Source organism: Streptomyces paludis, from assembly GCF_003344965.1.
Taxonomy (GTDB): domain Bacteria; phylum Actinomycetota; class Actinomycetes; order Streptomycetales; family Streptomycetaceae; genus Streptomyces; species Streptomyces paludis.
Genome location: NZ_CP031194.1, coordinates 393077 through 404623, shown reverse-complemented (window position 1 = coordinate 404623; position 11547 = coordinate 393077). Strand labels below are relative to the sequence as shown.

10 protein-coding genes are annotated in these 11547 nt (G+C 72.0%); 4 read left to right on the top strand and 6 right to left on the bottom strand.

Features of this window, described 5'->3' with window-relative positions:
* Nucleotides 1-28 precede the first annotated feature (28 nt).
* The 4 genes from DVK44_RS01725 (at nt 29) to DVK44_RS01705 (ending at nt 4441) form a co-directional block, all read left to right on the top strand.
* Nucleotides 29-1138: a DegT/DnrJ/EryC1/StrS family aminotransferase gene (locus tag DVK44_RS01725; RefSeq protein ID WP_114657980.1), complete on the top strand. Its 1110-nt coding sequence runs from the start codon at nt 29-31 to the stop codon at nt 1136-1138.
* 83 nt (nt 1139-1221) lie between these two features.
* A complete protein-coding gene (locus tag DVK44_RS01720; RefSeq protein WP_114657979.1) occupies nt 1222-1869 on the top strand; it encodes a dTDP-4-dehydrorhamnose 3,5-epimerase family protein in 648 nt (215 codons plus the stop codon).
* Nucleotides 1866-2795: a methyltransferase domain-containing protein gene (locus DVK44_RS01710; protein ID WP_162793625.1), complete on the top strand. Its 930-nt coding sequence runs from the start codon at nt 1866-1868 to the stop codon at nt 2793-2795. The genes DVK44_RS01720 and DVK44_RS01710 overlap by 4 nt, the downstream gene beginning before the upstream one ends.
* Entirely contained in the window at nt 2795-4441 is a 1647-nt protein-coding gene (locus tag DVK44_RS01705; RefSeq protein ID WP_114657978.1) for an FAD-dependent monooxygenase, read from the top strand. The genes DVK44_RS01710 and DVK44_RS01705 overlap by 1 nt, the downstream gene beginning before the upstream one ends.
* Nucleotides 4442-4463: 22 nt before the next feature.
* On the opposite strand, the gene DVK44_RS01700 is transcribed toward DVK44_RS01705, so the two are convergent.
* The 6 genes from DVK44_RS01700 to DVK44_RS01675 form a co-directional block, all read right to left on the bottom strand.
* Nucleotides 4464-5840: an MFS transporter gene (locus DVK44_RS01700; RefSeq protein WP_114657977.1), complete on the bottom strand. Its 1377-nt coding sequence runs from the start codon at nt 5838-5840 to the stop codon at nt 4464-4466.
* Nucleotides 5841-5989: 149 nt separating this feature from the next.
* A complete protein-coding gene (locus tag DVK44_RS01695; RefSeq protein ID WP_114657976.1) occupies nt 5990-6349 on the bottom strand; it encodes an ArsR/SmtB family transcription factor in 360 nt (119 codons plus the stop codon).
* 57 nt (nt 6350-6406) lie between these two features.
* Nucleotides 6407-6958 carry a sarcosine oxidase subunit gamma gene (locus DVK44_RS01690; protein ID WP_181957603.1) on the bottom strand — a complete coding sequence of 184 codons (552 nt, stop codon included), beginning with the start codon at nt 6956-6958 and terminating at the stop codon, nt 6407-6409.
* A 100-nt stretch (nt 6959-7058) separates the two neighbouring features.
* Entirely contained in the window at nt 7059-9947 is a 2889-nt protein-coding gene (locus tag DVK44_RS01685; RefSeq protein WP_114657974.1) for a sarcosine oxidase subunit alpha family protein, read from the bottom strand.
* Entirely contained in the window at nt 9944-10240 is a 297-nt protein-coding gene (locus DVK44_RS01680; RefSeq protein ID WP_114657973.1) for a sarcosine oxidase subunit delta, read from the bottom strand. Before DVK44_RS01680 ends, DVK44_RS01685 begins: the two co-directional genes overlap by 4 nt.
* A 54-nt stretch (nt 10241-10294) precedes the next feature.
* Complete coding sequence (locus tag DVK44_RS01675; protein ID WP_114657972.1) at nt 10295-11494, bottom strand: sarcosine oxidase subunit beta family protein; 1200 nt, start codon at nt 11492-11494, stop codon at nt 10295-10297.
* Nucleotides 11495-11547 lie beyond the last annotated feature (53 nt).

Sequence of the window (11547 nt, the reverse complement as noted above, 5' to 3'; positions counted from 1 at the left end):
CACGTTCGAGCGGACGAGAGGCGGGCACATGACCACACGCGTATGGGACTACCTGGCGGAGTACGAGGACGAACGGCCGGACATCCTGGACGCCGTGGAGACGGTCTTCCGGTCGGGACAGCTCGTCCTCGGTGCGAGTGTGCGCGGCTTCGAGACGGAGTTCGCCGCCTACCACGGAGTGGACCACTGTGTCGGTGTCGACAACGGTACGAACGCGATCAAGCTCGGCCTCCAGGCGCTGGGCGTCGGACCGGGCGACGAGGTGATCACGGTGTCGAACACCGCCGCGCCCACCGTGGTCGCCATCGACTCCACCGGCGCCACCCCCGTCTTCGTGGACATCCGCGCGCACGACTACCTCATGGACACCGGCCAGGTGGCGGCGGCGATCACCGAACGCACCCGGTGTCTCCTCCCGGTGCATCTGTACGGGCAGTGCGTGGACATGGCGCCCCTGACGGAGCTGGCCGCCCGGCACGGGCTGGCCGTACTGGAGGACTGCGCCCAGGCCCACGGAGCCCGGCAGGGCGGCACCCTGGCGGGCACGACCGGTGAGGTGGCCGCCTTCTCCTTCTACCCGACCAAAGTCCTCGGCGCGTACGGCGACGGAGGCGCCACGACCACCTCGGACGCCTCCGTGGCCCGGCGGCTGCGCAGGCTGCGCTACTACGGCATGGACGAGCGGTACTACACCCTGGAGACCCCCGCCCACAACAGCCGGCTGGACGAGGTGCAGGCCGAGATCCTCCGGCGCAAGCTCGGGCGGCTCGACACCTACATCGCCCGCCGCCGGGCCGTCGCACAGCGCTACGCCGACGGGCTCGCCGACACCGCGCTCGTCCTCCCGCACACCGTCCCCGGCAATGACCACGTGTACTACGTGTACGTGGTGCGCCACCCCCGGCGCGACGACATCATCGAGCGCCTCAAGGCCCACGACATCCATCTCAACATCAGCTATCCGTGGCCGGTGCACACCATGACCGGCTTCGCCCACCTCGGCTACGCCCCGGGCTCGCTGCCCGTCACCGAGGCGCTGGCCGCCGAGATCTTCTCGCTGCCGATGTACCCCGCGCTCTCGGCAGACCTCCAGGACAAGGTGATCCACGCGGTGCGCGAGGTGCTGACCACCCTGTGACACCCGCAGGCCGCACCTCATACCGGCCGTACCTCTTTATCGACCACACCTCTTCATCGGCCACACCTCACAGGGGAGCAGATGTGAAAGCACGCAAACTCGCTGTCGAGGGGGCGATCGAGTTCACCCCCCACGCCTTCCCCGACGACCGGGGCCTGTTTCTCTCCCCGTTCCAGGAGGAGGCGTTCACCGAGGCGCACGGTGCCCCGCTCTTCCGTGTCGCGCAGACCAACCACAGTGTGTCCCGGCGCGGTGTGGTGCGGGGGATCCACTTCACCACAACACCGCCCGGCACCGCGAAGTACGTCTACTGCGCCCGGGGAAAGGCGCTGGACATCGTGGTCGACATCAGGACAGGCTCGCCCACGTTCGGCGCATGGGACACCGTACTGATGGACCAGCGGGACCACCGGACCAGCTACTTCCCCGTGGGGGTGGGCCACGCGTTCGTGGCGCTGGAGGACGACACCGTCATGTCGTACATGCTCTCCGGAAGCTATGTGGCGGAGCACGAACTCGCCCTGTCCGTCCTCGATCCGGCCCTCGGGCTGCCCCTCACCGCCGGTGAGCCCCTCCTCTCCGCGCGGGACCGCGCGGCGCCCACCCTCGCCGAGGCGCGGGAGCGGGGCCTGCTGCCGGACTACGCCCGGTGCCGGGAGATCGAGAGCGCGCACCACTCGCCCGTGTCCCCCCAGGTTCCCGGACCCCACAACGAAAGGCCGCTGCCATGACCGAATCCGCCCGGACCCAGAACCGGACCGAGAACCGGACCGAGAACCGGACCGAGAACCGTAACCGGACCCGGACCCGGGTCCCGGACCAGACCCAGATCCTGCCCGTACCGGGAGCCGTCGGGGAGCTGTACGACCGGCTGACACTGAGCGCGATGCGCGACGGCACCTTCAACCCCAACGTCCACATCGGCTACTGGGACTCACCGGACTCCGAGGCCACGATCGACGAGGCGATGGACCGGCTCACCGATGTGTTCATCGACTGGCTGAAGGCCGACAGCTCGTCCCATGTCCTCGACCTCGGCTGCGGTGTGGGCGGCCCCGGTCTGCGGGTCGTCTCGCACACCGGCGCCCGGGTCACCGGCATCAGCATCAGCGAGGAGCAGATCAAGACCGCCAACCGGCTGGCGGCCGAGGCCGGACTCGCCGACCGGGCCGTGTTCCGGCACGGCGATGCGATGGGACTGCCTTTCTCCGACGGGGCGTTCGACGCGGTGATGGCCCTGGAGTCGGTCTGCCACATGCCCGACCGCGAGCAGGTGTTCACCGAGGTGGCCCGGGTCCTCGCGCCCGGCGGCCGGCTCGTTCTCACCGATGTGTTCGACCGCCATCCGCGCAAGGCGGTACGGCACCCGGGCATCGACAAGTTCTGCCGCGACCTCATGTCCACCACCGCGGACATCGACGACTACGTCGCCCTGCTCCACCGCTGCGGCCTGCGGCTGCGCGGCATCCTCGACATCACCGAGCAGACCACGCTGCGGCTCGCGGAGGAGCTGGCGAGGGCGGCGACCGCGGAGGACCGTCCCGCCGCCATGAACGAGGGAAACTTCGACTTCACCGACGAGGACGCCTTCCGGCCGTCCGACCTGGCGGGGGCCGACGACTTCGGCTGCCTTCTGGTCATCGCGGAACGCCCGTGATGACCAACCCCGTTGAGCGGACCGACGTACTGATCGTGGGCGGCGGCCCGGTCGGCATGGCGCTTGCGCTGGACCTGGCGTACCGGGGCATCGGCTGTGTGGTCGCCGACGCGGGCGACGGCACGGTCCGGCATCCCAAGGTCAGCACGATCGGTCCGCGCTCGATGGAACTGCTGCGCCGCTGGGGGGTCGCGGACGCCGTCCGCGACGCAGGCTGGCCCGCCGATCACCCCCTGGACATCGCCTGGGTCACCCGGGTCGGCGGCCACGAGATCTACCGGTACCGCCGGGGAACCGCCGCCGGCCGCCCGGCCTTCGCGCACACCCCCGAGCCCGACCAGATCTGTCCGGCACACTGGCTGAACCCCGTGCTGACACGGGCCGTGGGCGTTCACCCGGACGGTCCGCTCCGGCTCCGTACGACCGTCGGCCGTGTGCTGCCGGCCGACGACCACGTCGACGCCGTCCTCACCGACCACGCCACCGGTACGACCGGCACCGTACGGGCCCGGTTCCTGGTCGCCTGCGACGGCGCCGCCTCTCCCGTCCGCCGGTCCTGCGGCATCGACGCGCCCGCGCGCCACCGTACGCAGGTGTTCCGCAACATCCTTTTCCGCGCACCCGAGTTGAGGAAGCAGCTCGGCGACCGCGCCGCCCTCGTCCACTTCCTCATGCTCTCGTCCACCCTGCGTTTCCCCCTGCGCGCGCTGAACGGGAGCGATCTCTACAACCTGGTCGTGGGCGTCGACGACAGCGACAGTGACAGCGACACCGGCGTTGTCGACGCGTTGTCGCTGATCAGGGACGCCCTCGCCCTTGACACCCCGGTCGAGCTGCTGAGCGACGGCGCGTGGCATCTCACCCACCGGGTCGCGGACCGGTACCGCGCCGGGCGCGTCCTGCTGGCCGGGGACGCCGCGCACACCCTGTCGCCCTCCGGCGGCTTCGGACTCAACACCGGTGTGGCCGACGCTGCCGACCTGGGCTGGAAACTCGCCGCCGTGCTGGACGGCTGGGCCGGGCGCCGGCTGCTCGACACGTACGAGACCGAGCGCAGACCGATCGCCGTGGAGAGTCTGCACGAGGCCCACCTCAACCTCCAGCGCACCCTGCGCAGACGGGTGCCGCCCGAGATCCACCTGGACGGACCCGAGGGCGAGCGGGCCCGTGCGGAGATGGCGCGGCGGCTGGAGAGCGGCAACGTACAAAGGGAGTTCGACGCTCCGGAGATCCATTTCGGGCTGCGCTACCGCTCGCCGGCCATTATCGAGGACCCCGGTGTACCGGCCCGGGACGGCAAGCCGGACGCCGCCTGGCGCCCCGGCAGCGAGCCCGGTTACCGGGCCGCGCACGCGTGGTGGGACGCCACCACCTCCACACTGGACCTGTTCGGGCGCGGCTTCGTCCTGCTGGCCTTCACCAAGGGCGCGGAGCACGCCGCGCACGGCCAACTCGCGCGGATCGAACGGGCGTTCGCCGACCGGGGTGTGCCGTTCACCGTACGCGAGGGCGGTGACGGGCCGGTCGCCGCGCTCTACGAACGGTCCTATGTGCTCGTCCGGCCGGACGGTCATGTGGCGTGGCGCGGCGACGAACTGCCCCGGGATCCGGTGGAGTTCGTCGACACCGTACGGGGCGACCGGTGAACGCGTCGGGACGCGCGGCCGGTCAGCGGCTCACCGAAGCGCTCTGCGCGGAGGGCCAGCGCCGGTGCAGGGTGTCGATACGGTAGTCGTGGCCGTGCCGGAATCCTCCTCGCGTGGGGACCGCGTCCCGTACGTGCGGGTGTCCGGCCGGGAGTTCGCTGTGCAGATGGTCGAGGCGGGCGGGGTCCGTACGCGGCCAGAGCGCTAGGGCGGTGCCGGCGCCGGCCAGCGCGAGGACGGCCAGCGCGGTGGCCGCCACCGGCATTCCCGCCCGGGCCGCCAGCCACCCCGCGAGCGGATAGGTGAGCAGCCAGCAGCCGTGGGAGAGGGAGAAGCGCGCGGCGAAGGCGGCGGGCAGATCGGCGTCCGTGGCGGAGCGGCGCAGCAGCCGCCCGGAGGGGGTGACGACGACGGAGGAGGCGGTGCCGAGCAGTGTCCAGGCGACGAGCAGGGCCGGCCACGCCCAGGGCCCGGGAGCGACGGCCGTACCGACCGCGAGTGCGGCCAGCAGGCCCGCCGTCACGAAGGCGGCGGGCAGCATCAGCGTACGGTCGCGGGCCCGTTCGAGCAGCCGCGGCAGCGCCAGGGCCGCGGTCAGCGAGCCGGCTCCGTACGCGCCGAGCGCCAGTGAGACATCACCGACGGCCCGGTCCAGCTGGTCGCGGACCAGGACGACCGTGTTGACGGTGACCATGGCACCGCCCGCCGCGACCGTAAGATCCAGTGCCAGCAGGGCGCGCAGCCGGGGCGTGGCGAGGAAGAGCCGGGTCCCGAAGGACGCCTTCGCGTACACACCACCGGTCCGCCCCTCAGCGACGGGTATGGGCGAGGGCGCGGGCAGCAGTACGGAGACCACCAGCGCGCCGGAGGCCAGAAAACCCACCGTGGTGCCCGCGAACAGCCAGTTGTACGAGATCAGCGAGAGCAGGGCCGCCGCGAGGGCCGGGCTGAACAGGCTCTCCAGGTCGTACGCGAGCCGGGAGAGCGACAGCGCCCGTGTGTAGTCGCGCTCGTCGGGGAGCACCCGCGGAATCGTCGCCTGGAACGCCGGGGTGAAGGCGGCCGAGGCGCACTGGAGCACGAAGACCAGCACATAGACCTGCCACACCTGGCTCACGAAGGGCAGGGCGAGGGCGACGGCGGCCCGGGTCAGATCCATCGAGACGAGCAGGGTGCGCCGGGGAATCCGCCCGGCCAGGGCGCCAACGAGGGGCGCGATCCCCACGTACGCGACCATCTTGATCGCGAGGGCCGTGCCGAGCACGGCGGACGCGTCCGCTCCGGCCATGTCGTAGGCGAGCAGGCTCAGGGCGACGGTCGCCAGCCCGGTCCCGACGAGGGCGATGACCTGGGCGGCGAAGAGATGCCGGTACGTGCGGTCGCGCAGCACGGAGAGCATGCGGCGCCTCCTTGGGCGTGGCGGGGCATGGCGGGTGCGCGGCGGGCCCGGGCCACGCGGCTCTTAATCTAATGCATGTGTGCGCACCTGTGCACATGTAGGGGATGGCAAGGTGTCGGCAAGGCGCGACAACGCCCCGCCCGCCGGGATCAGTCGTGCCAGGGCTCCCCGCTGACCTGGTGCTGGGCGTGGCCGATCGCCTCCACCACCAGACGGCGCAGATGCCCGTCCGTAAGCGCGTAGACGACATGCCGGCCGTCCTTGCGCGCGCGCACCAGCTCCGCGAGCCGCAGCTTGGCCAGATGCTGGCTCACGGCGGGCCGCGCCGCGTCGCACGCCGCCGCCAGCGCGGTCACATCCGCCTCGCCGCGGGTCAGCAGCCACACCAGTTGCAGACGCGTCGGATCGGAGAGCAGCGAGAAGACCGACGCCGCCGCGGTGAGTTCGCGGACGCCGGGGGTGTGCTGATGCGCATCGTGTGCTGGTGAGGACTGCTGGCGACCGGACATGGGCCCATCGTAAGAGGTGCTCAGGCGGCTCGGTCGGCGCAGGCGGCTCAGGGCGGCTCAGGGCAGCTCGGGACCGCCGTACTCGCTCATCGCGTCGATGAGCCAGCGCGCCAGGTAGTCGGCGAACGACGCACGCGGATACAGCCGGTACGTCGGCGCGGCGTCGACCTGCTGGAGCAGTACGGCGACCGGCCCCACGGTGGTCGACACCGCCCGGCCGGGGCCGAAGGCCCGGGGGTGCAGATCCAGCGGGCAGCCCTTCTCCAGCACCTGCCGGGCGGCCGGGCCGGCCAGCTCCAGTGTGGTGCGGTTCGCGGAGACATCCACCACCGAGCCGGGGTCCGCGCCGAGGGCCTCCGCCAACTCGGCCGCCACAGAAGCCGCTTCGGCCCGGGACAGGACGAGCCACTCGTCGGGACCGAGCCAGACGACCGTACGGGACCCGGCCGCGGCGGTGTGTCCGCACAGCCCCGGGAGCGGCGCGCCCAGGGTCTTCCCGATCCGGCCGGCCGCCTCGGAAGCGGGGTCCACACGCAGATTCACCATGGTGAGGAACGGGCGCTCGGCCAGCGTCACACCACGGGCGCCGGTGACGGCGGCGGCCCGCATCCGCTCCGTCAGATGCGCCAGCGGGCTTCCGCGCAGGGCCGCCGGTCCCGCGCCGCTGCCACCGCCGCTGCCGGTCCCGCTGCCGGTCCCGGTCGTCGCCTCAGCCATCTCGTCTGGTCCCTTCGGGATCGTAAAGAACGGAGCCGGTCACCAGGACGGGCACCAGCTCCTCGCCCACCGGAGCGAGCAGGGTCTTACCGATCCTCGCCCGCCCGCCGGCGACGAGGGCGAGCGCGAAGGGCCGCCCCAGGGCCGGGCTGTGGTAGCTGGACGTGACATGGCCGAGCATTGGCACCGGCCCGGCCTCCGGTGTCACCGGCACATCCGGCGCGACGAGCTGGGTGCCCTCGGGCAGCCGCGTCCGGCGGTCGCACGGCAGCAGACCGACCAGCTGCTTGCGGTCGGCCCGGGAGGTGTCCGCGCGGGAGTGGGACCGCTTGCCGATGAAGTCCTTCCGCTTCGACACCACCCAGTCCATGCCCGCGTCCTGCGGTGTGACGGTGCCGTCGGTGTCCTGGCCGACGATGATGAAGCCCTTCTCCGCCCGCAGCACATGCATGGTCTCCGTGCCGTACGGGGTGATGCCGAGGGGCCGCCCGGCCTCGTACACCTGCTCCCAGACGGCCCGGCCGTACCACGCCGGGACATTGATCTCGTAGGCGAGTTCGCCGGAGAAGGAGATCCGGCAGACACGGGCCGGGACACCGGACGCCAGCGTGGTCCCGCGGAACGTCATGAAGGGGAACGCCTCTGCGGACAGGTCGAGTTGGGGCGCGAGCGGGGCGACGACCGCGCGCGCCCGGGGGCCGACGACGGCGATCGTCGTCCACTGCTCGGTCACCGAGGTGCAGTGGACGTCGAGTCCGGGCCACTCGGTCTGGAGCCACTCCTCCAGCCACTCCAGGACGTTCGCCGCGCCGCCGGTGGTGGTCGTCATGAAGTAGCGGTTCTCGTCGAGGCGCAGGGTCACACCGTCGTCGAGGATCATCCCGTCGGGTCGGCACATCACACCGTAACGGGCGAGTCCGGGCCTGAGCTTCTTGAAGGCGTTGGTGTAGACGCGGTCGAGGAACTCACCGGCGTCGGGGCCCCGGATCTCGATCTTGCCGAGGGTGGAGGCGTCCATGACCGCCACGCCCTCACGGGCCGCCCGGCACTCACGGGCCACGGCTGTGTCCATGTCCTCGCCGGGCAAGGGGTAGTACCGGGGGCGCTTCCACTGCCCGACGTCCTCGAACACCGCTCCGTGCGCGACATGCCAGTGGTGGACGGCGGTCGTACGCTCCGGATCGAACAGCTCGCCGCGCTCCCGTCCGGCCAGGGCGGCGAAGGCCACCGGTGTGTACGGCGCCCGGTAGGTGGTGGTGCCGATGTCCCCGGGCGACGCGCCCGTGCCGAGGATCTCGGCGATCACACCGATCGCGTTGACACCGGACGTCCTGCCCTGGTCGGCCGCGGTGCCGAGCGTGGTGTGGCGCTTGACGTGCTCGACACCGCGCATACCGGCGTCGATGGCGCGCCGGATGTCGGCGACCGTGACATCGCGCTGGAGGTCGACGAAGTGGGTGTCCTCACCGTCGCTGCCGCTGCCACTGCCGCCGCCGATGCCGGGCACCAGCCACAGCGCGCGCACCGGCCCCCCGGACCGGGCCTCCTCGGCCGGCGGATCCGGTACGGGCACCGGGAATCCGGCGTCCGTCGCCGCCAGCGCGCCGGCCCGTGCCCCTTCGGCCCGAGCGCCGTCGGGTCCGTACGTCCCCCGGGCCGCGCCGACGACCCGCTGGTTCCGTACGGCCCCGTCGGGGACGAACGCGGCCAGATCCTCGTCCCAGCGCAGCCGGCCCTGGCGCTGGCTGTGGAGGTGCGTCACCGGGCTCCACCCGCCCGAGACGGCGAGCAGATCGCAGCCGAACGACTCCGGGGTGCCGGTCAGTTGACCCCGGCCGTCGATGCCCTGGACGGTGACACCGGTGAGACGCCCGTCGCCCGCACTCCCCACCACCGCGCTGCCCGTGAGCACCCGTACCCCCGTCGCCACGGCGACCTCGGCCGCCCGGGGGGACAGCGCGGGGCGCGCGTCCACGACGGCGGCGACACCGATCCCGGCGGCGCGCAGATCGGCCACCGTGTCGTACGCGCTGTCGTTGGTCGTGCTCACCACCGCCCGCGAACCCGGTGCCACCGCGTACCGGTTGAGGTAGGTGCGCACCGCCCCGGCGAGCATCACACCGGGGCGGTCATTGCCCGCGAAGACGAGCGGGCGTTCGTGCGCGCCGGTCGCCAGGACCACCTGGCGCGCCCGTAGGTGCCACAGCCGCTGGCGCGAGACACCGGTGGCCGGTCCGGGGGCGGCGCTGCCGAGGTGGTCGGTGCGCCGTTGCAGGGCCAGTACATAGTTGTCGTCGTACGAGCCGACGGCCGTGGTGCGCCGCAGGACGACGGCCTCGGGGGCGGCGTCGAGTGCCGCCCGCGCCTCGGCGGCCCACGCGGGCACACTCCGTTCGGAGAGCAGCGAACCGCCGGTCTCGGGCTGGTCGTCCACGAGGATCACCCGGGCGCCGGAGCCGGCGGCGGTGGCGGCGGCCGTCAGCCCGGCCGGTCCGGCGCCGATGACCAGGACGTCGGTGTGGACGTACTTCTTGTCGTGGACGGCGGGGTCGGGGGCCGGGTCGAGCCGGCCCCGCCCGGAGAGCGTCGTGGCGGACAGCCCGTCGTACAGCTCCACCGTCGTCGCCGGGAGCATGCCCTCCGCGCAGGGCCCGTCGATCCGTACCAGGGCGTTGGGCTCCTCCGCGCCGGCGGCGACGATGCCGCGCGGACGGCCGCGGTGGATCGACGGAGCGACCTCCACGAGACCGTGCGCGAGCATCGCCGAGGCGACGGTGTCACCGGGATGGCCGGTCAGCTCCCGCCCGTCGACGGTGAACCGCAGCACGGCGGCGCGGTCGATACGGCCCCCCTGCTGGAGCCGGAAGCGCTGGTCGCTCATTGGGGGCCTCCGGTCCGGGGCAGTTCGGGGCGCGGCTCGCCGGGCCGGTAGGAGGCCAGCACCTCGTATGTGACGGTGTCGCGCACGACGTTGAACCAGCGGCGGCAGCCGGTGCGGTGCATCCACCGTTCGGCGAAGGGGCCCTTGGGGCTTTCGCGGTAGAAGACGTACTCGGCCCACTGCCGGTCGTCGAGATCGGCCGGGTGCTCGGGGTGGGGCACATGGGCCTGCCCGCCGTAGTGGTACTCGGTCTCGTCGCGCGGTCCGCACCAGGGACAGCTGATCAGCAGCACGGCATCCTCCTCAGCACGGCGTCCTCCTCGGTGGGTCCTGCTTGGTGGTCCGGCTCAGTGGGCCACGGCCGCCGCGCCGTGTTCGTCGATCAACGCCCCTGTGGTGAAGCGTTCGAGGGAGAAGGGGGCGTTCAGCGGATGCGGCTCACCCGTGGCGATGGTGTGCGCGAAGGTCCACCCGGCGGCCGGGGTGGCCTTGAAACCCCCGGTGCCCCAGCCGCAGTTGACGTACAGGTTCCCGACGGGTGTGGTGCCGACGATGGGGGAGGCGTCCGGGGTGACATCGACGATGCCGCCCCAGGTCCGCAGCACATGCGCCCGCGCGAAGACGGGGAACAGCTCGACGGCGGCGGCCATCTGACGCTCAATCACATGGAAGGAGCCGCGCTGTCCGTAGCCGGTGTACGCGTCGACCCCGGCGCCCATCACCAGCTCGCCCTTGTGCGCCTGGGAGACATAGACATGCACATGGTTCGACATCACCACCGTGGGGTGCACCGGCTCGTGCAGCTCCGAGACCAGCGCCTGGAGCGGATGGGACTGCACGGGCAGCCGGAATCCGGCCCGCTCCGCCAGCACACCGCTGTGTCCGGCGGCGGCGAGACCGACCCGGCCGGCGAGGATACGTCCGCGACCGGTCTCGACACCGACGACCCGGTCGCCGTCCTTGACGAACCCGGTGACCTCGCAGCCCTGGACGAGATCGACGCCCAGCGCGTCGGCCCGGCGGGCGAACGCCCAGGCGACCTGGTCGTGCTTGGCGATACCGGCCCGGGGCTGGAAGGTGCCGCCGAGGACCGGATACCGCGTGGCGGGGGAGACGTTCACGATCGGGCAGACCTCGGCGATCTCTTCGGGCCCGAGCCACTGGGCGTCGACGCCGTTGAGCCGGTTGGCGTTGACCCGGCGGGTGCCCTCGCGGACGTCCTGGAGGGTGTGCGCGAGGTTGAGGACACCGCGCTGGCTGAAGAGGAAGTCGTGGTCCAGCTCCGCCGGCAGCCGCTCCCAGAGCTTGAGCGCGTACTCGTAGATCGCCGCGCTCTCGTCCCACAGATAGTTCGACCGGATGATCGTGGTGTTGCGCGCCATGTTGCCGCCGGCCAGCCAGCCCTTCTCCAGGACGGCGACGTTGGTGATGCCGTGCTGCGCGGCGAGGTAGTAGGCGGTGGCCAGACCGTGGCCCCCGGCGCCGATGATGACGACGTCGTACGAGGAGCGCGGCTCGGGGTTGCGCCAGAGGAAGTCCGTTGCCATCCGACCACCATCCTGAGAGCTGAGAGTCACCTGATGAGCAACTGATATATCAG